At 44.5% G+C, this 26666-nt stretch carries 24 protein-coding genes and 1 tRNA gene; 18 read left to right on the top strand and 7 right to left on the bottom strand.

Annotation, left to right across the window (positions count from 1 at the left end; all coding sequences use genetic code 11):
* The first annotated feature begins 240 nt into the window (after window positions 1-240).
* From C5471_RS08965 to C5471_RS08960, 3 genes are all read left to right on the top strand, one after another.
* A complete protein-coding gene (locus C5471_RS08965; protein ID WP_133815849.1) occupies window positions 241-486 on the top strand; it encodes a hypothetical protein in 246 nt (81 codons plus the stop codon).
* A gap of 219 nt (window positions 487-705) precedes the next feature.
* The gene (locus tag C5471_RS25060) at window positions 706-1053 is read left to right on the top strand and encodes a helix-turn-helix domain-containing protein (protein ID WP_133815850.1); all 348 of its coding nucleotides are present in this window, start codon (window positions 706-708) and stop codon (window positions 1051-1053) included.
* Complete coding sequence (locus C5471_RS08960) at window positions 936-2093, top strand: tyrosine-type recombinase/integrase (RefSeq protein WP_339959275.1); 1158 nt, start codon at window positions 936-938, stop codon at window positions 2091-2093. The genes C5471_RS25060 and C5471_RS08960 overlap by 118 nt, the downstream gene beginning before the upstream one ends.
* Window positions 2094-2107: 14 nt before the next feature.
* Here C5471_RS08960 and C5471_RS08955 read toward each other — a convergent pair.
* Window positions 2108-2183: transfer RNA gene (locus C5471_RS08955), tRNA-Lys, on the bottom strand.
* 250 nt (window positions 2184-2433) lie between these two features.
* On the opposite strand from C5471_RS08955, the gene cycA reads away from it, so the two are divergent.
* A complete protein-coding gene (cycA, locus tag C5471_RS08950) occupies window positions 2434-3840 on the top strand; it encodes a D-serine/D-alanine/glycine transporter (RefSeq protein ID WP_133815852.1) in 1407 nt (468 codons plus the stop codon).
* Window positions 3841-4079: 239 nt separating this feature from the next.
* Here cycA and putP read toward each other — a convergent pair whose 3' ends face one another.
* Window positions 4080-5564: a sodium/proline symporter PutP gene (gene putP / locus C5471_RS08945; RefSeq protein WP_133815853.1), complete on the bottom strand. Its 1485-nt coding sequence runs from the start codon at window positions 5562-5564 to the stop codon at window positions 4080-4082.
* 486 nt (window positions 5565-6050) lie between these two features.
* Here putP and putA point away from each other — a divergent pair, with 486 nt between their 5' ends.
* Window positions 6051-10031 carry a trifunctional transcriptional regulator/proline dehydrogenase/L-glutamate gamma-semialdehyde dehydrogenase gene (putA, locus tag C5471_RS08940; RefSeq protein WP_133815854.1) on the top strand — a complete coding sequence of 1327 codons (3981 nt, stop codon included), beginning with the start codon at window positions 6051-6053 and terminating at the stop codon, window positions 10029-10031.
* Window positions 10032-10111: 80 nt separating this feature from the next.
* Here putA and fliZ read toward each other — a convergent pair whose 3' ends face one another.
* From fliZ to C5471_RS08925, 3 genes are all read right to left on the bottom strand, one after another.
* On the bottom strand, window positions 10112-10624 hold the full coding sequence (fliZ, locus tag C5471_RS08935) for a flagella biosynthesis regulatory protein FliZ (protein ID WP_133815855.1): 513 nt from the start codon (window positions 10622-10624) through the stop codon (window positions 10112-10114).
* A 53-nt stretch (window positions 10625-10677) separates the two neighbouring features.
* Window positions 10678-11400, bottom strand: a complete 723-nt coding sequence (locus tag C5471_RS08930; RefSeq protein WP_133815856.1) for an RNA polymerase sigma factor FliA — start codon at window positions 11398-11400, stop codon at window positions 10678-10680.
* Window positions 11401-11646: 246 nt separating this feature from the next.
* Entirely contained in the window at window positions 11647-12714 is a 1068-nt protein-coding gene (locus C5471_RS08925) for a FliC/FljB family flagellin (protein ID WP_133815857.1), read from the bottom strand.
* Between the two features lie 271 nt (window positions 12715-12985).
* Between C5471_RS08925 and fliD the strand changes: the two genes are divergently transcribed.
* Genes fliD through fliT form a run of 3 tightly spaced genes read left to right on the top strand, consistent with a single transcriptional unit; the run spans window position 12986 to window position 15228 of the window.
* Complete coding sequence (gene fliD / locus C5471_RS08920) at window positions 12986-14431, top strand: flagellar filament capping protein FliD (protein ID WP_133815858.1); 1446 nt, start codon at window positions 12986-12988, stop codon at window positions 14429-14431.
* Window positions 14432-14443: 12 nt separating this feature from the next.
* Window positions 14444-14854 carry a flagellar export chaperone FliS gene (gene fliS / locus C5471_RS08915; RefSeq protein ID WP_133815859.1) on the top strand — a complete coding sequence of 137 codons (411 nt, stop codon included), beginning with the start codon at window positions 14444-14446 and terminating at the stop codon, window positions 14852-14854.
* Window positions 14854-15228 (top strand): flagella biosynthesis regulatory protein FliT, encoded by a 375-nt coding sequence (gene fliT / locus C5471_RS08910; RefSeq protein ID WP_133815860.1) that lies wholly within the window; start codon window positions 14854-14856, stop codon window positions 15226-15228. Before fliS ends, fliT begins: the two co-directional genes overlap by 1 nt.
* 390 nt (window positions 15229-15618) lie before the next feature.
* Here the strand turns inward: fliT and C5471_RS08905 are convergent, their stop codons facing one another.
* Window positions 15619-16437, bottom strand: coding sequence for a DUF2829 domain-containing protein (locus C5471_RS08905; protein WP_133815861.1), 819 nt, complete (start codon window positions 16435-16437; stop codon window positions 15619-15621).
* Between the two features lie 647 nt (window positions 16438-17084).
* Here C5471_RS08905 and C5471_RS08895 point away from each other — a divergent pair.
* On the top strand, window positions 17085-17366 hold the full coding sequence (locus C5471_RS08895) for a HigA family addiction module antitoxin (protein ID WP_133815862.1): 282 nt from the start codon (window positions 17085-17087) through the stop codon (window positions 17364-17366).
* Between the two features lie 89 nt (window positions 17367-17455).
* Here the strand turns inward: C5471_RS08895 and fliE are convergent, their stop codons facing one another.
* The gene (gene fliE, locus C5471_RS08890; protein WP_133815863.1) at window positions 17456-17767 is read right to left on the bottom strand and encodes a flagellar hook-basal body complex protein FliE; all 312 of its coding nucleotides are present in this window, start codon (window positions 17765-17767) and stop codon (window positions 17456-17458) included.
* A gap of 284 nt (window positions 17768-18051) precedes the next feature.
* Here fliE and fliF point away from each other — a divergent pair, with 284 nt between their 5' ends.
* From fliF to fliN, 9 genes are all read left to right on the top strand, one after another.
* Window positions 18052-19755, top strand: coding sequence for a flagellar basal-body MS-ring/collar protein FliF (fliF, locus tag C5471_RS08885; protein WP_133815864.1), 1704 nt, complete (start codon window positions 18052-18054; stop codon window positions 19753-19755).
* Window positions 19752-20744 carry a flagellar motor switch protein FliG gene (fliG, locus tag C5471_RS08880; RefSeq protein ID WP_133815865.1) on the top strand — a complete coding sequence of 331 codons (993 nt, stop codon included), beginning with the start codon at window positions 19752-19754 and terminating at the stop codon, window positions 20742-20744. Before fliF ends, fliG begins: the two co-directional genes overlap by 4 nt.
* Window positions 20737-21441, top strand: a complete 705-nt coding sequence (gene fliH / locus C5471_RS08875; RefSeq protein ID WP_133815866.1) for a flagellar assembly protein FliH — start codon at window positions 20737-20739, stop codon at window positions 21439-21441. Before fliG ends, fliH begins: the two co-directional genes overlap by 8 nt.
* Window positions 21441-22805, top strand: coding sequence for a flagellar protein export ATPase FliI (gene fliI / locus C5471_RS08870; protein WP_133815867.1), 1365 nt, complete (start codon window positions 21441-21443; stop codon window positions 22803-22805). The genes fliH and fliI overlap by 1 nt, the downstream gene beginning before the upstream one ends.
* A gap of 44 nt (window positions 22806-22849) precedes the next feature.
* The gene (gene fliJ / locus C5471_RS08865) at window positions 22850-23293 is read left to right on the top strand and encodes a flagellar export protein FliJ (RefSeq protein ID WP_133815868.1); all 444 of its coding nucleotides are present in this window, start codon (window positions 22850-22852) and stop codon (window positions 23291-23293) included.
* Window positions 23293-24576: a flagellar hook-length control protein FliK gene (locus tag C5471_RS08860; protein ID WP_133815869.1), complete on the top strand. Its 1284-nt coding sequence runs from the start codon at window positions 23293-23295 to the stop codon at window positions 24574-24576. The genes fliJ and C5471_RS08860 overlap by 1 nt, the downstream gene beginning before the upstream one ends.
* 191 nt (window positions 24577-24767) lie before the next feature.
* Complete coding sequence (fliL, locus tag C5471_RS08855; protein WP_133815993.1) at window positions 24768-25244, top strand: flagellar basal body-associated protein FliL; 477 nt, start codon at window positions 24768-24770, stop codon at window positions 25242-25244.
* 5 nt (window positions 25245-25249) lie between these two features.
* Window positions 25250-26254, top strand: coding sequence for a flagellar motor switch protein FliM (fliM, locus tag C5471_RS08850; RefSeq protein WP_133815870.1), 1005 nt, complete (start codon window positions 25250-25252; stop codon window positions 26252-26254).
* Complete coding sequence (gene fliN / locus C5471_RS08845; RefSeq protein ID WP_133815871.1) at window positions 26247-26666, top strand: flagellar motor switch protein FliN; 420 nt, start codon at window positions 26247-26249, stop codon at window positions 26664-26666. Before fliM ends, fliN begins: the two co-directional genes overlap by 8 nt.

Raw genomic sequence — 26666 nt, 5'->3', positions numbered from 1 at the left:
TCGAGCTAATGTCGATTTTATTCGAAGATGAACGATGGGAAGATTCCTTAGTTAAATTAAAGGGTGATGGAAAATGAAATTGCAAACCGTGTTTGAATCGTATTTTGTAACAAGTTATTCGTATTTTGTAACAAGTTATTTTGGCATCGATCTTAAAGTTCCAGCATGAACAAATTACATTGCTGCTTTTGCTTGGAATATATTAAACATGTACAGAATTAGAAAAGGAAATAAAATTACATGAAACTTATTAAATCACTTACGACTGAAACAAAGAATGTCGATTATTTTGGCATTCAATTAACAGTTCTGCGTCTTGTAGAATATCTAGCAACAGATGAAGACGGACTTATATATGCATATCGCGAAGAGCCGAAATTAGACGACTGGGCGTGGCTTGCATCTAAATTTGATTCTTTTTGTATGCCAGTCGCTATTGTTGATTTAGAAAATGTTGACTGGAAAGATACATTAATTCAAATCTGATGTCAGAGCAAATATATGAGAACGGACGCAGACAAATAGCAAAGGAATGCTTAAGCGAACTTACTCAACTATCGAAATACGATGACAAAGCAGTTACAGCTATTCTTGATAAATATACACAGAAATTCAAATTAATTATGTCTGATCATCAGAAGAAAAAAGCCAGCCCAAAAATCTGGCTTGCTCAGTATGTGAGGAATTTGCAAAAGGAGATAAAGAATGGATAGGTATCCACTAACATTCGAAGAGGCCTGTGATTTTGTTGGTGTATCACCGCCAACATTAAGAAGCTGGATCAGAACAGGTAGGTTGATAGCAGCAAGAAAAGACCCATCAAAACAACAATCACCATATCTCATCACGAGGCAAAATTGCATTGCCGCGCTAAACAATCCGATCAACACTATAAAAGTGAGCGCGGTTGACGCTAAGGAAGGTAACAAATGTCAATATTCCGCAGAGGCAAAACTTGGTACGCCGACATCACGATCCCGGGCGGCAAGAGAATTAAGCAATCTCTTGGCACAGAGGACAAGCGGCAAGCGCAGGAATTGCATGACAAGCTAAGGGCCGACTTGTGGAGAGTCGATAAACTTGGCGATTATCCTGATGTCACATTCGAGGAAGCGTGTGTCAGATGGCTTGAAGATAAATCTGATAAAAAGTCTCTTGATACTGATAAGAGCCTGATTGGTTTCTGGCTGGAGCATTTTTCCGGATATCCCATAAAGAACATTACATCAGCAAAAATTTACGCGGCTGTGGGTAATATGCAGAATCGAAAACACATGGAAAATTGGCAATCAAAGAGCGAAGCAAATAAAAGAAAGGGTAAAGATATGCCCGCTTATGTACCAAAGCCAGCATCGAAATCCACAAAATCATCTCACTTAGCTCTGATTAAATCTATTCTCAGGGCTGCTGAAAGAGAGTGGAAGTGGCTCGATAAAGCCCCAATAATCAAAGTTAACCAACCGAAGAACAAACGCATTCGATGGCTGGAGCCACATGAGGCAATGAGATTGATATCTGAATGCCCTGAACCATTGAAATCTGTAGTTAGATTTGCACTGGCTACAGGATTACGTAGATCAAACATTATTAATCTTGAGTGGCAACAAATTGACATGCAGAGAAAGGTTGCATGGATCAATCCCGAAGACAGTAAATCGGGAAAAGCAATTGGGGTTGCTTTAAACGATACCGCTTGCAACGTACTTCGTGATCAGATTGGAAACCATCATAAATATGTGTTCGTTCATAATAAAGCGGCAATTAGAAATGATGGAACAATGACCCAGAAAATAAGAAAGATGCGTGTCGATAATAATAAAGCGTGGAATTCCGCCTTAAAAAGATCAGGAATAGAAAATTTCCGCTTTCATGATTTAAGGCATACATGGGCAAGCTGGCTAGTTCAATCCGGAGTTCCATTATCTATATTACAAGAAATGGGAGGATGGGAATCAATTGAAATGGTGAGGCGCTATGCTCATTTAGCACCCAATCATTTAACTGAGCACGCGAAACAAATAGATACTATATTTATTAATCACGTCCCATCTACGTCCCAAGCAAGACTTGATAATAAGGCAAGCAACGGATAACTAATTGATTTAACTGGTGGGTTGTCGGGGACTCGAACCCCGGACCAATTGATTAAGAGTCAACTGCTCTGCCGACTGAGCTAACAACCCAATGTCAACGATTATTCTCCGATACAAAGCTGCCGTCAATATCTTCTTACTCTTTTTTACTAAACGAATAATTCATATTCAATCTCAAGAGTACTAATAAGTTAAATTGTAACCAATTTGTTTTTAACGTGAAATCAAGCTGTTATTATTATAGTAATCTGTGTCACAATATTTTTCGCAAACATCATCACATATAAGGCCACTTAAAGAGCCCTAACAATTTACCTGAGAAAATATTGGACACTATTCTATGGCAGAAAAAATACAAACGACACTTTCCGCTAAAACTGGGGAAACGCAACTACAACGCAATCTAACCAACCGACATATACAACTTATTGCTATCGGTGGTGCCATTGGCACAGGCCTGTTTATGGGATCAGGGAAAACCATCTCTCTGGCCGGGCCATCGATCATATTTGTTTATATGATTATCGGTTTCATGCTGTTTTTCGTTATGCGCGCAATGGGTGAACTCCTGCTCTCGAACCTGCAATATAAATCATTCAGTGATTTTTCCGCAGATTTATTAGGGCCTTGGGCTGGTTTTTTTGTCGGCTGGACTTACTGGTTCTGTTGGGTCATTACCGGTATCGCCGATGTCGTCGCCATCACCTCATATATCAGCTATTGGCAACCCGATTTTCCACAATGGATCACTTCCCTGCTCTGCGTTTCACTATTGCTGGCCCTTAATCTGGCAACAGTAAAATTATTCGGTGAAATGGAATTCTGGTTCGCCATGATAAAAATAGTTGCCATTGTCGCACTCATTGTGACAGGCGCTGTTTTGATTAGTATGCATTTTCAATCTCCTGCGGGTCATACCGCCTCATTGGCCAATATATGGAATGATGGTGGATTATTTCCAACAGGGTTAAGTGGATTTTTTGCTGGGTTCCAGATAGCAATATTCGCCTTTGTAGGAATTGAATTAGTGGGTACTGCTGCCGCGGAAACTAAAGATCCCATGAAATCACTTCCCAGAGCAATTAATGCTATCCCGGTTCGTATTATCACCTTCTACGTGCTGGCACTGATAATTATCATGTCAGTCACACCATGGCGTTCAATCATTGCAGACAAAAGCCCTTTTGTTGAGCTGTTCGTTCTGATTGGTTTACCCGCTGCCGCCAGTATCGTGAACTTCGTAGTATTAACTTCTGCCGCATCCTCAGCAAACAGTGGTGTCTTCTCCACCAGCCGTATGCTGTTTGGACTGGCAAAAGAAGGTGATGCACCACAGCAATTTAGCCGCCTTTCACGCCGTTCCGTGCCCGCGTCAGGATTAATTTTTACCTGTTTATGTTTATCCTGTGGTGTGGTGCTGATTTATTTAATTCCTGATGTGATGCATGTATTTACATTGGTGACAACCGTTTCAGCCATTCTGTTTATGTTTGTCTGGAGTATGATCCTGTGTTCATATCTGGTTTACCGGAAACGTCGCCCTGCATTACATAAGGCTTCAATATATAAAATGCCGCTGGGGATTATTATGTCGTGGGTCTGTCTGGCATTTTTTGCATTTGTTCTGATATTGCTCACATTACGAGATGATACTCGCCAAGCATTAATCATCACACCTGTTTGGTTTCTAGTATTAATTATTGGTTTTCAAATTGTAAAAAAACGTAGAACTCGCTTATACGGCTAACTTATTTAAATTTCTACTATTATCTATATGACCTGTTGGAATAATACACCACAGGTCATTTTTATTACTGCAATGTGACAAATCACCACTACACTTAATTCCATTCGCATTCCCCCAATGAACATGAATGAAGAATCGCTTGCTATCAGGGCGAACATGGAGCAACGATTGCTAAAATACTTAAAGCTTAAATTTATGTGAAGGCATTTTGCCTTCACAATTTCCGGTTTGACTTTAAATCACTTAGTGTTGTATTGCGCTTCAGCATCAATAAAACGCTGTTGTGCTTCTCTGCTTGGCGCTTTACCCAACAGGCTGACAACAATTATCGCAATAGAAGCAAAGATAAAACCAGGGATAATTTCATACAACGCAAACCACTGGTACTTCATCCACACCAATACGGTTATTGCACCCACCAACATACCCGCCAGTGCGCCATTGCGTGTCATACGCTGCCAGACAACAGAGATCAGCACCACCGGACCGAACGCCGCGCCGAATCCAGCCCAGGCATTACTTACCAGTGCCAGTACTTTATTGTCAGGATTAGTTGCTATTACCATAGCGACGGCGGCCACCAATAGCACCATGAAACGCCCCACCCATACCAGCTCTTTCTGGCTGGCAGATTTGCGAATAAAGGGCTTATAAAGATCCTCAGTCAATGCACTGGCACATACTAACAACTGGCAGCTAAGAGTACTCATCACCGCAGCCAGAATCGCCGACAATAAAATGCCCGCTATCCACGGATTAAACAAAACAACAGCCAGTTCCATAAAGATACGCTCACGATTGGCAGCGACCGGACCAGCCAGGTCAGGATGCATTTCAAAATAAGCAATACCAAAGAAACCGACAGAAATCGTTCCTATCATGCATAACACCATCCAAGTCATACTGATGCGACGAGCTTTACGAACAGTGTGATGGGAATCTGCCGCCATAAAACGCGCCAAAATATGTGGCTGACCAAAATAACCTAATCCCCAACCCAATAGCGAGATAATAGCGATAAAGTTCAACCCCTTAAACATATCCAGATAAGCGGGGTTTTTCGCTGCTATCAAAGCAATAGAGGTATCAATGCCGCCGATAGAGAAAATAACGATAAGCGGAGTCAGGATAAGAGCGAAGATCATTAACGAAGCCTGGACAGTATCCGTCCAGCTGACAGCCAGGAAGCCACCGAGGAATGTATAGGCAATCGTTGCCGCAGCACCAAGCCACATAGCTTTCTGATAACTGATACCGAAAGTGCTTTCAAATAACAATCCTCCGGCAACAGCGCCAGAAGCACAATAAATAGTAAAGAAAATCAGGATAACCAGTGCGGAAATAATGCGCAGGATCTTACTGCTATCTTCAAAACGACTGGTGAAATAATCGGGTAGTGTCAGCGCATTGTTATTGACTTCCGTCTGGATCCGTAACCTGCCCGCAACTAATTTCCAGTTCAGGTAAGCGCCTAAAGAAAGGCCAATCGCTATCCAACTTTCTGAAACCCCGGCGAAATAAACTACGCCAGGCAAACCCATTAATAGCCAACCACTCATATCCGAAGCACCGGCAGACAAAGCCGTTACCACGCTACCTAATCGCCTTCCTCCCAAGATATAGTCATCAAAATTTTTGGTTGAGCGATAAGCCAAAAAGCCTATCAACAACATTCCACTAATGTAGACAATAAAGGTGATTAGCATTGGTGTATTTACTGTCATGCAGGTTCTCCATAGTGTTATCTGTGTTTTGCAAAGCCGCAGTTCTCCTGGGGACACAGAGTTTTCCCTGTCAGGTTCAGGAACGTTGCACCTGATTGCACCTAAAAATAGTTTATAATTTTAAATTGAAATAATTATTTTTGTAACAAATTAGAAAGTCACAATGAATCCTAGATTAGCACCAGGTAATTTAACAACTAATTAACGCCATTTTTTACAAGAAACGTTTGCTGAATCACATTTATTTGATTTAAAGGTTATACTTTTTAACCATTTCATGGTTACCCCACTGGTATTAGCCATAAAATGCCGAACCAATATATATCAATTAGATAAAGTTACAAAAATAAATACCCTTTCCTAATTATAATAACTGGATTAATTTCACAAAAATCAAACAAGCAATACGCATAAGGTTGCACAAAGTTGCAACATGTCAGATATTATCATGTATCTTAGACAAACCTTACCTATTGAGGAGCGAGGATGGGTAGTACAACAATGGGCGTGAAGCTTGATGAGGCAACTCGTGATCGCATTAAAGCCGCTGCACTGCGGATTGACCGCACTCCACACTGGCTGATTAAACAAGCTATTTTCAATTACCTTGAACGTCTTGAAAATGATGAGCAGATCACTGAGCTATCTGCCAGTCAGGATCTTAAAGAAGAGAAGATAACCACAGAGGAAACTATCACAGACTCTTCTCATCAACCTTTCCTCGACTTCGCAGAACATATCTTGCCTCAATCAGTAAAACGCTCCGCAATCACCGCAGGTTATCGCCTGCCGGAAACACAGGCAGTGCCAATGCTGCTGCAACAGGCGCAATTACCCGAAGATCAGGCACAAGCAACGCATAAGCTGGCCTACAGCATTGCAGAAAAATTGCGTAACCAGAAAAACAGCGTTGGACGTTCTGGTTTGGTTCAAGGGTTGTTGCAGGAGTTTTCACTGTCATCTCAGGAAGGCGTTGCCCTAATGTGCCTCGCGGAAGCCCTGCTCCGTATTCCAGATAAAGCCACCCGTGACGCGCTGATCCGCGATAAAATCAGCAATGGCAACTGGCATTCCCATCTGGGCCAAAGTTCATCCATGTTTGTCAACGCAGCAACATGGGGCCTGCTGTTTACCGGTAAACTGGTTTCTACCCACAACGAAGCCAAGCTCTCCAATTCACTGAATCGCATTATCAGTAAAAGCGGAGAACCATTAGTCCGTAAAGGCGTAGATATGGCAATGCGCCTGATGGGTGAGCAGTTTGTCACAGGTGAAACTATCGCTCAGGCATTGGCAAGCGCACGTAAGCTGGAAGAAAAAGGGTTCCGCTACTCCTATGACATGCTGGGTGAAGCCGCATTAACTGAGGAAGATGCTCAGAATTATATGGTTTCCTACCAACAAGCAATTCATGCTATCGGTAAGGCATCCAACGGCCGCGGTATCTATGAAGGGCCTGGAATTTCCATCAAGCTTTCTGCCCTGCACCCACGTTATAGCCGTGCTCAATATGAACGCGTCATGAGCGAGCTGTACCCGCGCCTGCTTTCCCTGACATTACAAGCCCGCCAATATGATATTGGCATCAATATTGATGCGGAAGAGGCGGATCGTCTGGAAATCTCCCTCGACTTGCTGGAAAAACTCTGTTTCGAACCACAATTGGCAGGCTGGAATGGTATTGGTTTCGTTATTCAGGCTTATCAAAAACGCTGTCCATTTGTTATCGATGCGATAGTTGATTTAGCACAGCGCAGCCGTCGTCGTCTAATGGTGCGACTGGTAAAAGGCGCTTATTGGGATAGTGAAATTAAACGTGCGCAAATAGATGGGCTGGAAGGCTATCCGGTTTACACCCGCAAAGTTTATACCGACGTTTCCTATCTGGCTTGTGCCCGCAAACTGTTGTCAGTACCAAACCTGATCTATCCGCAGTTCGCCACCCATAACGCGCATACTTTATCTGCTGTTTATCATATGGCCGGTCAAAACTATTATCCTGGTCAATATGAATTCCAATGCCTGCACGGCATGGGAGAGCCCCTGTATGAGCAAGTGGTCGGGAAAATTGCTGATGGAAAATTAAACCGCCCATGTCGTATTTACGCACCGGTAGGCACTCACGAAACACTATTGGCCTATCTGGTCCGTCGTCTGCTGGAGAATGGCGCTAATACATCCTTCGTCAACCGTATTGCCGATACCACGTTGCCACTGGATGAACTTGTTGCTGATCCGGTGAAAAAAGTTCAAAAGATGGCCGAAGCCGAAGGACAAATCGGTCTTTCACATCCGAAAATCCCTCTTCCTCATGACCTGTATGGCAAAGATCGCGCAAACTCAGCCGGTCTGGATCTTTCCAACGAACATCGGCTGGCTTCTCTTTCCAGTGCGCTACTGAGCTCTTCTACGGAAGAACGGTACAGTGAACCATTGCTGGGTGGCAATTATTGCCATCAAGGCGAGCAACCTGCTGCCAAGCCTGTCATTAACCCTGCCGCACCACTGGATATCGTCGGCTATGTGCGTGAAACAACTGAACAAGAAGTCGCTCATGCTCTGGATGCCGCAACAGAAGCTGGATCAATCTGGTTTGCAACTCCACCATCAGAACGCGCAGCAATTCTGGTTCGCGCCGCTGAATTGATGGAAAGCCAGATGCAGCCACTGTTGGGCATTCTGGCCCGGGAAGCTGGCAAAACCTTTAATAATGCGATTGCTGAGGTACGCGAAGCGGTAGACTTCCTCCATTACTATGCCGGACAGGTCCGCCATGATTTCGCTAATGATACCCACCGCCCACTGGGACCCGTTGTGTGTATCAGCCCATGGAACTTCCCATTAGCCATTTTTACCGGACAGATAGCGGCTGCGTTGGCTGCCGGTAACAGTGTGTTGGCAAAACCGGCGGAGCAGACTCCATTAATTGCAGCGACTGCGGTCAAAATATTGCATCAGGCAGGAATTCCCCATGATGTACTGCAATTATTACCTGGCCGGGGTGAAACCATTGGTTCGCTTCTGGTTGGTGATGAGAGAGTACGTGGCGTGATGTTTACTGGTTCCACAGAAGTGGCCGGCCTGTTACAACGTAACATTGCCGGACGGCTTGACGCACAAGGGCGCCCAACCCCGCTCATTGCAGAAACCGGTGGCCTGAACGCAATGATTGTCGACTCTTCCGCTCTCACAGAACAAGTTGTTACTGATGTGGTCGCCTCTGCTTTTGACAGTGCAGGTCAACGCTGTTCAGCCTTACGCATCCTCTGTATTCAGGATGATGTGGCAGAACGTACTATCACCATGTTGAAAGGCGCAATGTCTGAATGCCGGATGGGCAATCCTGAACGCCTTTCTACCGATATCGGCCCGGTCATTGACGCTGAAGCCAAAGCCGGTATTGATCGTCATATTCAGGCAATGCGCACCAAAGGACGCGCGATTTATCAAGCAGCACAAGACAATGTGACTGACAGTAAAGAGTGGGAGCAAGGTACTTTTGTTAAACCGACACTGATTGAACTGGAAAGTTTTGATGACTTGAAACAAGAGATCTTCGGCCCGGTTCTGCATGTTGTCCGTTTTAAACGCAATGAGTTGGATAAGTTACTTGATCAGATTAACAACTCCAACTACGGCCTGACACTGGGCGTACATACCCGTATCGATGAAACTATTGTACAAGTCACCTCTAAGGCGAAAGTAGGTAACCTGTATGTTAACCGTAATATGGTCGGCGCGGTTGTTGGTGTGCAACCGTTCGGTGGTGAAGGCTTATCCGGTACAGGTCCGAAAGCGGGCGGCCCGCTCTATCTGTATCGCCTGCTCTCTTGCCGCCCTCAGAATGCCATTAATCAGACGTTGGAACGTCAGGATATTGAGTATCCACTGGATACCAATGCCCGTTCAGTGCTTATGGCACCATTTGATGCCCTGGCAGAATGGGTTACCACTCAGCACAGCGAAGAGCTAAATCAGTTGGTGCAACAGTACAAATTGCTGGCACAAAGTGGTACCACCCGCTTGTTACCCGGGCCGACAGGTGAACGCAATACCTACACCCTGTTACCTCGTGGTCAGGTACTGTGTTTAGCGGATAATCAGCAAGATACATTGATCCAACTGGTAGCAACATTATCTGTTGGCTGTCAGTTACTGTGGCAAAATGATGAAATACATCAACAATTGTTCCGTCAATTACCGGATAGTGTCCGTAAAGCAATCACACTGATCCGGGACTGGCAAAATGAAGATACGGAATTTGAAGCTGTTATTTACCATGGCGATTCTGATCAACTCCGCCAGGTTTGTGAACACGTCGCCCAACGTAAAGGAGCCATCATCTCCGTGCAAGGTTTTGCCCGTGGAGAAACTAACCTGCTGCTAGAACGTCTGCTGCATGAACGTTCACTGAGCATTAACACTGCCGCAGCGGGAGGCAATGCCAGTCTGATGACTATTGGTTAATTCCAGATAAAACGAAGGGGAACACACTGAAAATGTGTTCCCCTGAAATTGAACATCTCTTTGCTGTTTATATTTCCAGCTTAGTGGCCGCCCTGCTGCCAGCTCAAATACTGCTCATACTTCCGCAAGGCAATGTTGTAGTTACTGAATGCGGACTGTGACAGTTTCTCACTCAGTTGTTCCTGAATTTTCTCTGTTGTGAACTCTTTTGCAGGGTAATTGCTTGAAGTGAGCAATTCATCCAAACGTCGTAAACGAACCACATACTCACGAATAGTGCTATGACTCATTTCAGTTTGTTCAAACAGATACTGTTTGAAAGACATGATGTCAAAATAATCTGTCTCGCTATTGCAATAAATCTCACTGCAAAAACGGCATAACGCGACAAATTTATCTTGCAGTTCATCCCAAGTCTTGTCATCAATCAACTCCGTCATTTCGGAGATAGACTCTTTGTTGATCACCTGGCCATTAAAAACCAAAGAGATGCGGTCAAGAGCTTTGTGACAATGCAAGCAATGAGTTTGACTATGTTTGTAGTCTTTAATGTAACGGCTGAGCGGCCGTTTCTTTTGTGTTGTAACAGACATAAGAGATAAAGCCCTGTGTGTAGTCTTAAACAAAAAAACAAATAAGCAAAAAGTTACTTTTCCGGATTTAGGCGTGCCCGCAAGCGTTTAATCGCCTGGCTGTGTAACTGACTTATACGGGACTCCCCGACTTCAAGTACTGCGCCAATCTCTTTCAGATTAAGTTCTTCCTGATAATACAGCGTCAGAACCATTTTTTCTCGCTCAGGTAACGAATCAATAGCATCAATTACCCGTTGACGAATGTCACTTTCCAGCAATTGTTGTAAGGGATTGGTTTCATACCCTTCTTCAACAACAGGTTCACAGCTTTCACCGTGCATTTCATGCCATTCGTCATACGAAAACAACTGACTGTTATTCGTATCTAACAGTATCTGCCGATATTCTACCAGATCAATCTTTAATTCTTTAGCAACTTCCTGCTCACTGGCTGGACGGCCTAAGTCTTGCTCAAGTTTACGGATGGTTTGCGTCACTTCGCGCGCATTACGTCGCACGCTACGCGGAGCCCAATCACGGCTCCTTAACTCATCCAACATTGCACCTCTGATGCGCTGTACCGCATAAGTGGTAAACGCGGTTCCTTGTAAGGAATCAAAACGTTCCACCGCATTTAGTAAGCCGATTCCCCCGGCCTGAAGCAGATCATCTAGCTCCACACACGCGGGTAACCTAACTTGTAGCCTTAACGCTTCATGGCGAACTAATGGTACATAGCGCTTCCAGAGGCTGTTTTTGTCCATCACGCCTTCGGCGGTATACAAATCGCTCACAACAACAGACACCTTTGGAATAAGAGACTAACTACCATTATCCAATCCCCTAACAAGGGCAATCGTTTGAACAATGTAGTAAAAGCACTTCTTTTTCACCTATGCGAAATTTATTGCCCGCCTAATAGTAACACAAATTTTAGGCTGTTCACGATAAACGACTAAAAAAGAAGGACCGGCGAGCCGATCCTTGATTTATTTGAATTTTTATGTGAATCAAGTTCACATATTGTCTTAGCTGAGAAATTAACGCAGCAGAGACAATACAGTCTGAGGCACTTGGTTAGCCTGAACCAGAACCGCAGTACCTGCTTGTTGCAGAATTTGACCACGGCTCATGTTAGACACTTCAGTTGCGTAGTCAGCATCTTGGATACGGCTACGAGCAGCGCTCAGGTTGTTAACGGTGTTATTCAGGTTGTTAACAGTAGATTCAAAACGGTTTTGGATAGCGCCCAAAGAGCTACGCAGTTTGTCAACTTTTGACAGAGCATTGTCTAAATCGCCTAACGGCTTAGCGTTATCGTCAATCTTGGTTGTTTCACCGATTACCTGAACGTTACCTTCGTTGTCAATAGTGGCTTTATAATATACGTCTTTACCGTCTTTTTGACCGGATACAACGTATTCGTCCTTAATTGCCTTACCATCTTTATCATTGGATGCAGAGACCTTGGGATTAGCAACACCATCAAGACCAGTTACTGGTTTTACATCAACCTTGTCGGGTTTACCTGGAACGTCAATCTTACTAACTGGATCGCCTACACGCACTCCAAATAATGAATTAACATTAAATTTGTCCAGCCCCATTGTGCCTTTGTCGATTTGTTCCAGACTAATAGTGATAGTTTCACCATCGTTAGCACCAACCTGGATGGTCAATTTGCTATCTTTACTTAGGACATTAACACCATTAAATTGAGTTTGTTCAGAGATACGATTAATCTCGTCTAAACGCTGATTCACTTCGTCCTTAATAGAGTTAATATCGCTTTCAGAGTTGCTGCCGTTTTGCGCCTGTACCGTTAATTCACGGATACGCTGCAAGTTGGTATTGATTTCGTTCAGAGCACCTTCGGTAGTCTGTGCAATAGAGATACCGTCGTTAGCGTTACGTGCTGCCTGAGACAAACCTTTAACGTTTGCAGTGAAACGGTTAGCGATCGCTTGACCAGCAGCGTCATCCTTCGCGCTGTTGATACGCAGACCAGAAGACAAACGCTCGATAGCGTTACCCAAAGCACCCTGGGATTTATTCAGGTTATTCTGAGTCAGCAGGGACAGGCTATTGGTGTTGATGACTTGTGCCATAGTAAGAGTTCCTTTTTTAAATCAAGCAGATATAAGTTTGGGCCTTTGCCCACGGTGTTCATCACCGCCAACAGTTTTATCGGCGTTCCTCAAAGAACCTTTAATTTTTCTTGAAAAAACTTTTCTTTTTTTAACATATTTCTCTTATAAGCCAAACAGCGTCCGTTCTTCACGACTATTCTTACCATCAAAAAATTATTTTTATTAGTAAACTTTTTTCGAAACTTACCGATAACCGGTTCAACAAAGATTTACTAATAAAGGAGTCAATATGGCTAGCATTTCTTCATTAGGGGCCGGGTCGGGGATGGATCTGGGTTCTATACTGGATAAACTTCAGGCAGCAGAACAAAAACGTTTAGAACCACTGACACAACAACAAACCAGTTATAAAGGTAAGCTAACAGCTTTTGGTACGTTAAAAGGCAGCCTGGAAAAGCTGGAAACTGCGTCTGAATCACTGAAAAAATTCGATAAACTCAATACAACCACCGCCAGTGAAAAACATGAGGCATTCACTGCCACGACGGACTCTAAAGCCAGCCCAGGCAACTACAGTATTGAAGTTGAACAATTGGCGCAGGCGCAGGCATTACAGACAGGAAAAGTCGATGATCTGAAAACGTATCAAGGAGAATCTCTGGGCGAAGGCAAAACCCGAACAATTACCATCACTCAGCCTGGCGAAAAAAAGCCAATGCAAATCAAGTTGACAGACGCACAAACCTCTATCCTTGAACTGCGTGACGCAATTAATAAACAGGAAGGTAATGTCAACGCCAGTATTATTAAGGCAAAAGATGGCGAAAACTATTTAGTTTTGACGGCTAAAAAAGCCGGCACTAAATCAATCATGACAATCAAGGTTGACGGTGACGACAAACTGGGCCAGTTTCTGAACTACACTCCGGGTACCGATGGCGGTAAAGGCACAGGTGGGTTAACTCAAACCGTTGAAGCTAAGAACGCACTCTTGAAAGTTAACAACATCGAAATTGAGCGTCAAACAAACCATATTACTGACGCACCAGAAGGCGTTAAACTGGATCTGAAAAAAACGACCCACGATAAGACCCACGATAAAGATAAACCGGGGGGACATAAGCCTGAAATGCTGGTGGTCTCCCGTGATATTGAGCCGACGAAAGAGGCGATTAAAAACTGGGTTGATGCTTATAATGAACTGCAAACGACGTTTGATTCTCTGACCAAATTTAAACCGGTAAAACAGGGTGAAGAACCGTCGAAAGATAATGGCGCTTTACTCGGTGACAGCACTCTGCGTGGAATACAAAACCAGTTGAGAAGCCAAGTTTTCAGCTTTCAGGCCGCTAATGATATTTCGACCCTGAATAAACTGGGTATTAAGCAAAAGCTTGATGGCAAACTGGAAATTGACAAAGAAAAACTGGAAAAAAATCTAACAGAAAAACCCGCTAATGTGAAAGCATTCTTTATGGGTGACGGTAAAGAAACCGGTTTTGCCACCCAGACACATAAACTATTAAAAGACGCTCTGGATAGCCATGAAGGTACATTAGTCACCGCAACTAACGGCATTAATAAGCGTCTGAAAACACTTGAAAAACAAGTGGACAGAACACAAATCAACATTAACGAAACGATTGAACGCTATAAACACCAATTTTCACAACTGGATAAGATGGTCTCTTCCTTAAAACAGACCAGTAACTTCCTATTACAACAGATGAGATAATTAAAGGAAATTATGTATCAACGTTCGGCAAGTCAATTATATGCCCAGATAGATGTGGAAAGCGAAATTATGAATGCTTCCCCCTATCAGTTGATTCAGATTTTGTTCAACGGGGCGCTAAGCGCCCTGCGTCGGGCAATTATTCTGATGGAGCAAGGTAATATCGCGGAAAAAGGCGCAGCTATTTCCAAAGCGATCAATATCATTGATAATGGCCTCAAACAGGGGTTAGATAACGAGAAAGGCGGAGAGCTGGCACACAATCTTGCTTCCCTTTACGACTATATGACCCAACGTTTACTCCACGCTAATTTACACAATGATGAGCCAGCCATTACCGAAGTTATAAAGTTACTCACCGAGATTTCAGAAACTTGGCGGCAAATTGGCCCTCATTACAACGCCAGTCAGGATATTGTTTAATGGATAATGAAATGGATCTTTTGTCAGCTTACCAACGGATCCTAAGTTTAAGTGAGCAGATGCTTAATTTAGCCAAAAACGAAAAATGGGATGATCTTGTTGATATGGAAATCACCTACCTCAAAGCAGTAGAAGTGATCAGCCACTCTTCAATATCATCTGCCACCTCTCTTTCGTTACAGCAGAAAATGACCAACATTTTGCAGACAATTTTAGATAATGAAAATGAGATAAAAGAACTGTTACAGGGAAGACTTGATGAACTCAGCAAACTCATCAAACAAGCGGGCCGACAGCAATTATTAAATGATAGCTACGGTCAATTCCCTGCTGAACCCTATCATACCCTTATGAGCTCTACGGAACAGAAGTAATTGAGAAATAAAGGTGATGTATTTTCATCACCATTATTTACTCATTTTGTGAGCTTGGTTTAGAACACGTCGATCTCAATTCAAATTAGAGAAAATAGATAATAAAATCTTGGTAATGAAATAATGTTCTGCTTTTCATTAATGAAAAGTATTTTACATTTCTGACTCAAATGAGGCCAAGCGTCTTTAAAACCTTGTAGTATCCCGGTCTACAAATCAGGATTGTTCTTCATATTCCCTCCCATCGTGAACAATAGGTATGAAGGAGCTGTTTGATGTAGCCCTGTGATTTAAGTTGATTGTGAAAAATAAAAAGGCCACACCGGAGTGTAGCCTTGATGTTTTAATACAATATGATAATTGAAGGATATGTTAATCTACCCATTTCAATTATTCATCAAAAAAATTCAATTCAATTTCTAGTGTCTTACCGACTGATTCAACAAATAACGCTTCTAATTCTGATGAGTCATCAGTTTTAGTATACAAAAGAGTCAATATATATTCTGTTTCAGCTACCCCTAAATCATATTCTTTACCTAAGCATTTAACAATTAATCTTTTTGAACCAAGTTGCTCCTTGATTTTACTGGAATTATCTTCTACATCAATAACAAAACAATTTGGAGGATTACTCTTTGTATGAGCTACATCGAATTCTATAATATTTTTTGGAAGCAATGTATTATTACTGATTTCTTCCCATTTCCCCATGCTATATCCAGGTGAATAATTACTCTTATTAGCGTAACCAAAATATTCAGAGTTAAGATCAGCAGGAGAGGCTTTACCAACAGTTAACCTTGCTTTCAGTTGGTACACAGGTTCAACATGCGGCTTAGGTTTAACTGGTTTTTCTCCCACAAATCCCCAATCACAAGCCATCATATCTTCTTGCGTTGGCTGCCATGGTACAAAATTGCCATGCTCGTTGCGTAGATCGATATGCGTCAAGTAATCATATTTAGTGCCAACGGCTACACCATCAACAGCATAAGCACTATCTTTCTCAACGGTTAAATCATTTACACGTGGAGTAATAGCCAAATACATACCTTTGTCACCCCAAACAGAACGAGCAACACGCTTGCGTAGTTTTAATTGAATCAAAGCCCAAGAAAAAGAACCGACCGGAGCGATAACACCGTGACATTCATATTGCTTAGGATCAAACGGGCATTCATTTTCAGGCTTGATAACTTCAGACATATTATTTCCTTATATCTATAAATAATTAAAAATTAAACTGTATGATTTAATTTTCGAACTGCTATTAAACATCCAGTAAATTTCGGTGAATTAATGGAACCGGAATAAAAACTTAGGATTCAATGATAACAGGATATACTGTTCACTCTTGTTATCATTTTTTTGTATTTGCCAATAATTTCACGTCACACGCAAAAATTAGCGCTAAAGATTATTAGGTAGCTCCATGTGGAAATTTCAATCTGTATCATTCTGTAAATATCTAACCCGGCGAAACAAGAATAACCTTACTACCCAATTTCGCATATAAAAAGCTTAATTCAACCTATATTGAACTTCAACGCGCAACATCCAAAATTCATTGTTTGCTATAACAAAAAAACCACTAATGTGAAGCCAATCTCATTTATTGGATATTTTATACCCAGCTGCTCTTCATCAGATACGGCAGGACCTTATTCGAAAAGCAGATATCAAACATAGAAAATAATGATATTTATGGCGCGTGGATGCCAGAGACTAAAAGGGGCTGATTTAAAAGGCCACTAGTCTATATCGGTCAATAGCAATTGACAATTAACATTTAAATTTGAAGGTGAAGATGTCATTCTCGTCGACTACCAAGATTATCACTGAGGAATAACAAAATGGGCAGAATGTATAACCCGGCACATCCCGGATTGGTTTTACGCGAATATCTCGGAGATATATCTGTAACCGACACAGCTAAATCATTGGGTATAACTCGCGCCGCGTTATCCCGTATATTAAACGGCAATGCCGGTATATCCGCTGATATGGCATTACGTCTAGAGGCAGCATTGGGAACCAGCGCTGAAATGTGGACTGGAATGCAGTCCCAATATGAGCTATGGATTGCATCTCAACACAAAAGACCCGAAATAAAACCGATAGTCACACATCCATAAAATTAAAAGCCACCTACAAATTCAGGTGGCTATCCCAAAACAGGAAATACAAAAGGTTTATCACAATATATATCAATAAGTTAATATACCTACACCTGCATACTCATAATTTCCTGATAAGAAGCCACCAGCTTATTTCTTACCTGAACACCCATTTGCAAAGCGATACTGGATTTTTGCATATCCACCATCACATCATTCAACTCAATACCCGGGACACCCAAGGTAAAATCCTGAGTTTGTTTTGTAGCAGCCGAGCGCGTCTGATTAATTTTACCAACAGCCGCCGTCAGTTGACTGGCAAATCCCCCCTGCAACGGCATGGGTTTTGCGATACTTGCTGCCTGTAGTGCCTGGGCCTGCATCTGTTGCAGTACCCCTTCAATTGCCTGAATTGACATAAAAACCTCGTGTTAAACCACCCTATACCCTACGCAATTCAATGCCATATTAACCCAAGGTTTATACGGCATATTTTCCGATTGCCACCCTAACATAGCCCCCTCAATCTAAAGCGGATAATTAACGTAAAAAGTCAGGGCTTATCGTGCCATTAAAAGATGAGTGAACAGCGAATAATGACAAGACTGAAAATAGGAAGAATTTTTTCGCTTGCGTATGGGGAGTCTGTTTTGTTACGCCACGCTTTTAGTATTCATGTTGAACAGCAAGGCAAGGATCGTCTATGAGTGCCGCAACAACTGACGTTGAAAATCAAGCCAAGGGTCTCAGTGCTATCATTAACCAGATAAAAGCTGATCCTAAAGTGCCATTATTAGTTGCTGGCAGCGCAGCCGTCGCTATTGTCATTGCCCTTTTCCTGTGGTTACGCAGCCCAGATTATCGGGTGCTCTACAGTAATTTGAGCGATAAAGACGGTGGCGAGATTGTCACACAACTCGCTCAATTAAACATTCCTTACCGCTTTGCCGAAAATGGCTCTGCTATCATGATCCCTGCTGAACAGGTACATGAAACCCGACTAAGACTGGCACAACAAGGGTTGCCTAAAGGCGGAGCGGCGGGATTTGAACTGCTTGATAAAGAGAAATTCGGTATCAGCCAGTTCAGTGAGCAGGTTAACTATCAAAGGGCATTGGAAGGTGAGTTATCCCGGACGATCGAATCACTGGGACCAGTGCAAAATGCGCGTGTTCACCTTGCATTACCCAAACCTTCCCTGTTTGTCCGTGAACAAAAGTCCCCTTCTGCATCGGTTACGGTTGGATTACTGCAAGGCCGCACCCTGGATGAAGGCCAGATAAATGCCATTGTCCATATGGTTTCCAGTAGTGTCGCCGGATTACCACCGGGCAATGTTACGATTGTTGATCAAACGGGACGCCTGTTGACACAAGCGGATGCCACCGGGCGCGATTTGAACACCAGTCAACTGAAATACATTCAGGAAGTGGAAAACCGTTTCCAACATCGTATTGAAGCTATCCTGACTCCGGTCGTCGGTCGCGGTAACGTTCATGCACAAGTGACGGCTCAGGTGGATTTTTCCCGCCGAGAAGAAACCGCTGAGGAATATAAACCTAATCAGCCACCGAATCAGGCGGCAGTTCGCTCAAAACAGTTAAGTGAAAGCGAACAAAGTGGTGGCTCTTCGGTTGGTGGCATTCCGGGCGCGCTGTCCAATCAACCCAGCTCACCACCAAGTGCACCGATTGATAAGCCAAATACCAAAGAGAGTAATAAAAACGACAAAAGCGATAAGAAAACATCATCCGCCGGCAACAGTAACGAGCGCATGGTAAACAATAATCTTAATAACCGCCGTGACGAAACTACAAACTATGAAGTGGACCGCACTATCCGTCATGTGCAGCAACAAGCCGGCGGTGTTGAGCGCTTGTCTGTCGCTGTGGTAGTTAATTATGTCACGGTCGAAGGTAAAAATGGCCCGGAAACTCAGGCATTAACACCAGAACAACTGGCGAAAATAGAAGCGCTGACCAGAGAAGCGATGGGCTTTTCCAAAGAGCGTGGTGACAGTTTAAATGTGGTTAATACGCCATTTACTGAAAGCAAAGAAAATATCGAAGTGATCCCGGTGTGGCAAAACCCCGCTCTGCTGGAAAAAGCCTTTGATTTTGGTCGCTACCTTCTGTTGATACTGGTGGCCTGGCTGCTGTGGCGCAAAATGGTTGTTCCTCAACTCGCCAAAAAACGGACCGCAGAAAAAGCTGCGCTTAATGCACAGAAATCTCAGAAAAGACAATCGACTGAATCCATTGCCGAAATGGATGAAAAAACTCGCCAGAAACTGACACGTCAACGGGTCAGTACTGAAATTCAAAGCCAACGTATCCGCGAACTGGCAGAAAAAGATCCTCGCGTAGTGGCACTGGTGATCCGTCAATGGATGAGTAACGAACAATGAGCCTAAACGGAACAGAAAAAAGCGCCGTCATGTTAATGACCCTGGGAGAAGATCAGGCGGCGGAGGTGTTTAGACACCTGAATTCCCGGGAAGTCCAGCAACTCAGTATCACAATGGCGGGTATGCGCCAGGTTTCCAACCAGCAATTGGTCGATGTACTGGCAGAGTTTGAAGAAGATGCCGGCCAGTACGCAACGCTCAGTATCAATGCCAGTGACTATTTGCGTTCAGTGTTGATTAAAGCGCTGGGTGAAGAGCGTGCTTCCAGCCTGCTTGAGGATATTCTCGAATCCCGTGATACCACCACCGGTATGGAGACCCTTAACTTCATGGAGCCACAAATGGCTGCCGATATGATCCGTGACGAACATCCACAGATTATCGCCACCATTCTGGTTCACTTAAGTCGTGGGCAAGCTGCCGATATTCTCGCGCTGTTTGATGATAAGTCACGCAACGACATCATGCTGCGTATCGCCACTTTCGGTGGGGTACAACCCACCGCGCTAGCTGAACTGACAGAAGTGCTCAATAACCTGTTAGATGGTCAGAACCTCAAGCGCAGCAAAATGGGCGGTATTCGTACCGCAGCTGAGATTATCAACCTGATGAAGAGTCAGCAGGAAGAGAATGTTATCGAAGCAATGCGCGCCTACGATAACGAGCTGGCACAAAAAATCATTGATGAAATGTTCCTGTTCGAAAACCTTATCGATGTGGATGATCGCAGTATCCAGCGCCTGTTGAAGGAAATCTCCACCGACTCCTTGCTTGTTGCACTGAAAGGCTGCGACCAACAGCTACGCGATCACTTCCTCAACAATATGTCTCAGCGTGCCGCAGAGATTATGCGTGATGACCTGGCAAACCGGGGCCCAGTGCGTATGTCTCAAGTGGAAAGCGAACAGAAAGCTATTCTGCTTATTGTTCGTCGTTTGGCAGAAAGCGGCGAGATTATCCTGAACGGTGGTGATGATAGCTATGTCTGATAAGTTGAACAATGCTGACTGGCAACCCTGGAAACCCAATGAACTCACACAGTGGGAAAAACTGCGTGTTAAACCAGAGCCTGCTGATGACTCACTGGAAACTTCCGAGCATGATGAAATCCTTGAACAAGCGGCAATGCTGGATAACCTGAAAGAACAGGCCCGGCAGGCAGGCCATGAACAAGGATTTACCGAAGGCCAGGCACAAGGTTATGACAACGGATACCAATCCGGCTTAGAAGCCGGATTGGAACAGGGATTAAAAGATGCAAGTCAGCAGCAGCAACTTATCACAGAGCAGTGGCAAAATATGCTGGCTGATTTCCGCCATTCACTTGAAGCGCTTGATACCATTATTGCATCTCGCTTGATGCAGTTATCGCTGACAGCCACGAAACAGATCCTCGGACAACCCGCGATCTGTGATGGAACCGCCCTGCTCAATCAGATCCGTGAATTTATCCAGCAGGAACCGATGTTCAGCGGTAAACCGCAACTTCGGGTTCACCCACAGGATATTCCATTGGTTGAACAGCAATTAGGAACCACACTCTCACTACACGGCTGGCGTTTACTGGCAGATAACAAACTGCATCCTGGTGGTTGCAAAATCAGTGCAGACGAAGGCGATTTGGATGCCAGCCTGGCAACACGTTGGCATGAATTATGCCGGCTGGCCGCACCGGGAGAATTGTAATGACGGCAAGACTCGGACGCTGGCTGGCAACACTGGATGCTTTTGAGCAAAAATTGGCGAAGGCTTCGCCGGTTCGTCGTTATGGCCGTCTGACCAGAGCGACAGGTCTGGTCATGGAGGCAACGGGCTTACATCTGCCTCTGGGAGCAACTTGCCTGATTGAACGGCAAAATGGCAGCAATATTGAAGAAGTTGAAAGTGAAGTTGTTGGTTTTAATGGCGAAAAACTTTTACTGATGCCACTTGAAGATCTGGAAGGTATTGTACCCGGTGCCCGTGTTTATGCTCGCCCGTACAGTGAAGATTGCGGCAGTGGACGCCAGCTACCTCTTGGCCCGGAACTATTAGGACGGGTTTTAGATGGTGCCGGCCGCCCTCTGGATGGCTTTCCATCACCCGACACCGGCTATCGCGCCTCACTCACCACGCCACCAATCAACCCTCTGCAACGTTCCCCGATCAGTGATGTACTGGATGTGGGCGTTCGGGCAATTAACGCCCTATTGACAGTAGGACGCGGCCAGCGTATGGGGTTATTTGCCGGTTCCGGGGTGGGTAAGAGTGTTCTTCTTGGCATGATGGCACGTTATACACAGGCGGATGTGATCGTCGTCGGTTTGATCGGTGAACGTGGCCGTGAAGTTAAAGACTTTATTGAAAATATCCTTGGTACAACCGGTTTATCCCGCTCAGTGGTTGTCGCCGCGCCTGCCGATATCTCACCTTTATTGCGTATGCAGGGTGCATCCTACGCTACCCGTATCGCCGAAGATTTTCGTGATCGGGGTAAGCATGTATTACTGATTATGGATTCATTGACCCGCTATAGTATGGCTCAACGTGAAATTGCCTTGGCTATTGGTGAACCCCCGGCGACCAAAGGTTATCCGCCTTCGGTTTTCGCCAAACTTCCTGCACTGGTGGAACGCGCAGGAAACGGAGTCAATGGCGGCGGTTCAATTACCGCGTTCTACACCGTACTGACCGAAGGTGATGATCAGCAGGACCCAATAGCTGATGCCGCCAGGGCTATTCTGGATGGTCATATCGTGCTCTCCCGTTCTCTCGCGGAATCAGGGCACTACCCGGCAATTGATATTGAAGCCTCTATTAGCCGCGCTATGACATCATTAATTGATAAACAGCACTATCGGCGGGTACAACAGTTTAAACAACTGCTCGCAAGCTATCAGCGCAATCGTGATCTGATTAATGTCGGTGCCTATGCTGCGGGTAGTAATCCGCTATTGGACAAAGCGATTGAACTTTATCCCTACATGGTACAATTTTTATTACAAGATATTGAAGAATGTAGTGAATATGAGGCTGCCTGTACTCAACTACAACAATTGTTACCTATATAACGTAACAATTTTCTGTATGTTGCCATTAAAAAGCGAGGAATAAGATGCAGCAACAATCACCGCTCATGACCTTGCGTGAACTTGCACAAAATGCAGTGGAAAAAGCGGCCATTCACCTTGCACAAGTTCGTCAGAACCATCAGCAAATGGAGCAACAACTTGCAACGCTGATGGGCTATCAGGATGAGTACCGGGTACGCTTGAACGACACGCTCAGTAGTGGTATGCCGTGTACGACCTGGCAAAACTACCAGCAATTCATGAAAACGCTGGAAAAGGCGATTGAACAGCACAAATTGCAGCTCAATCAATGGCAACAGCGGCTTGAGACCGCTTTATCACAGTGGCAGGAAAAACAACAACGTCTCAATGCCTTTGATACTTTGCAACAGCGGGCAGATAACAACCGAAGATTACAGCAGAACAGAACGGAGCAAAAACAGATGGATGAGTATGCCCAACGTAGTGCACAACGGAGAAATAGATAATGAATGTCACTCTTTTGCCTGCTGACCTAAAACCGGCAGAAAATCAGCAAACGCGCAGTGATTTATTCACTGACGCCGATCAACCCTCTGACTTTGCTCAGTTTCTTAACCTGGAAACCGAGCCGGTACAAAAAGGCATGGTCAAACCGGGAAAAGTTTCATCCAAAGAAGGAAAAGAGACCACGGATGAAATAGACAACGGGTTATTACCTTTATTATCTGTCTCAAATGAAATTCCAGCGAAATCTGTCACCTCCTCACGGATCCCGCTGAATGTAAAAGCAGAGACAAACAAACAGCCAGCACCTGTTGATGAAAAGCTCATGTCAGCAGAAGAATTGGCGACAAGCTTACCCGTACAATTGTCCCAATTAACCATCAGATCAGAAAACCAGAAAGATAATCCACAACCAGCCGAACCAATAAAACATAGTGATAAAAGCCGTCAGGTTATCGCTAAAGAATGGGTGATGACAGGATTGCCGACGAAGGAAAATCTTCTGACAAATATGCCAGAACAGCCAAAACATGAAGAAAAAACGGCAAGTTTTGACAATCTTTTCAAAACAAAACCTGAAAATGGATTAGTACAGAATTCTCAGGTAAAACCAAAGATCCCCTCTGCCGCTATTTCGCATGAAAGTGCCCCACAAAGCCACTCACGTGAACCGGCAGTGATCCAAACCACCGTTCAGGCTGAAATTCAGCCCACTTCTGTGGTAGCCGAAAATCAGCAAGCCGGACAAGTGTCCTCAGTAGCAGCATCCCCTCTGCTTTCCGCAGGACATAACCAGACAGCCCAGTTTCAATTATCCAGCGCCGCCACTCCTTTGCTAAATGCACAGTTGGGTAGTGAAGAGTGGCAACAGCAATTAAACCAGCAAATCATCTTGTTTAATCGCAATGGTTTGCAACAAGCAGAACTGCGCCTGCATCCACAAGAGCTGGGTGCATTACAAATTCGTATGTCTGTTGAAGATAATCAGGCTCAATTACATCTGGCATCGGCTCACAGTCACGTTCGGGCGGCGCTGGAAGCTGCGTTACCTGGGCTTCGTCATGCATTGGCAGAAAGTGGCATTCAACTTACCCAAAGCAATGTCAGCAGTGACAACGCCAGCTCGTGGCAACAAGAACAACGCTCTGGTTCACAAAATTCAGACAGAACTGGAAATCACAGCACCGATGCCACGCCAGAGAGCAATTCGGCTACCGAATCCACAATACGCTTAACCCCTCACCAACTGGCGTCAGTCCGGGGAGGTGTGGATATTTTCGCCTAATGATGGAAGGTATTTATCCGTAGTCCACAAGACTCACAACAAACGAATGAGTTAGTGGTTTTTTCCCCGTTTGTTCCGGCTATTGCCAGCGGAAATACGCGGGATAATTATTATCGATATTGATGGATAAGCAGGTCCGCCACGGAATGAGTGGACACTTGTCCGCAACGAAAACAGGAATTTGTCTGTCCATGTCTGACTATAGCTACGAGCATAAACGCAAAAATTCATTTTGGATGATACTGTTAGTACTGATTACCGTTATCGGTGCCGCCATCGGAGGATACAGTTGGTGGACACTTAAGCAAGCAAAAGAGAATAATGCTGCGGCATCCCGAACTATAAAAGTCCCTGTATTTATGACGCTGGAGCCTTTTACCGTCAATCTGATCGACAATGATGACCACTTTGACCGTGTACTCTACATCGGCGTGACTCTACGTTTAGCCGATGAAAAAACACGCAAGCGCTTTCATGAGTATCTGCCGGAAGTTCGTAGCCGTATGTTGTTGTTACTATCACGCCAGAAATCAGCCGATCTGGCTCATGACAGCGGCAAACTGCGTCTGATGACCGATATCAAGCAAACGCTGCGTCCAACCTTGGTACCAGGTGAGCCGGATCAGGTCATCACCGATGTGCTGTTTACCACGTTTATTCTGCGATAATCACCATGAGTGACAATATTCTTTCACAAGCAGAGATTGATGCTCTGCTCAATGGCGACAGTGCCAGTGACGACGCAGAAAACACCGCGTCCGGGGAAAACGAGGTTCGCCCTTATGATCCCAATACCCAACGCCGTGTTGTTCGGGAACGTCTGCAAGCACTGGAAATTATTAACGAACGCTTTGCCCGTCATTTCAGGATGGGGTTGTTTAACATGCTCCGCCGTAGTCCTGACATTACTGTCGGTGCAATAAAAATTCAGCCCTATCATGAATTCGCCCGTAACCTGGCAGTGCCAACCAACCTTAACCTGGTTCATCTGAAACCATTGAGAGGAACAGCACTCTTTGCATTTGCACCCAGCCTGGTTTACATCGCGGTAGATAACCTGTTTGGTGGTGATGGACGTTTCCCTACCAAAGTGGAAGGCCGTGAATTCACCCATACTGAACAACGCGTGATTAACCGGATGTTACGTATGGCGCTGGATTCCTACCGTGATGCCTGGGATCCCATTTTCAAAATCGAAGTGGAATATATACGTTCTGAAATGCAGGTGAAATTCACCAACATCACAACATCACCGAACGATATTGTGGTTACAACACCGTTTCAGGTAGAAATTGGCGCGTTGAGTGGTGAATTTAATATCTGTATTCCGTTTGCCATGATCGAACCCCTGCGGGAACGCCTGACTAATCCACCATTGGAAAACGTCCGTCAGGAGGACAGCCTGTGGCGGGAAAGCCTGGTAAAACAGGTTCAACATTCAGAGCTGGAATTGGTCGCCAACTTTGTTGATATCCCGCTGAGGCTGTCAAAAATTCTGCAACTTCAGCCGGGCGATATATTACCGATTGATAAACCCGAGCGCTTGATCGTTCATGTCGATGGTGTGCCGGTGCTCACCAGTCAATACGGAACATTAAACGGGCAATACGCCCTGCGTGTCGAACACCTTATTAACCCTGTTTTAAATGCTCTGGATGAGGAACAGCCCAATGAGTGACGTTAAACAACCCACAGATACCGCTTCAACCGGATCTGCCGAAGATATGTGGGCAGAAGCGCTGGAACAACAGGCCGCGCAACAACAAACCTCTGACAGTAGCGCGGCCATATTTGAATCTCTGGAGCCTCAGGATGCACTGGCTCATTTATCGGATATCGACCTGATTCTGGACATTCCGGTCAAATTATCCGTAGAGCTGGGACGGACAAAAATGACAATCAAACAACTGCTGAGATTATCTCAAGGCTCCGTCGTCTCGCTTGATGGCCTTGCCGGGGAACCGTTGGATATTTTAATCAACGGATACCTGATTGCGCAGGGTGAAGTGGTGGTTGTATCGGATAAATACGGCATCCGTATCACCGATATCATCACGCCTTCCGAACGTATGCGTCGCCTGAGTCGCTAA

The sequence above is a fragment of the Photorhabdus tasmaniensis genome (assembly GCF_011189505.1).
GTDB lineage: Bacteria > Pseudomonadota > Gammaproteobacteria > Enterobacterales > Enterobacteriaceae > Photorhabdus > Photorhabdus tasmaniensis.
This window is presented reverse-complemented; position numbering and strand designations above follow the sequence as displayed.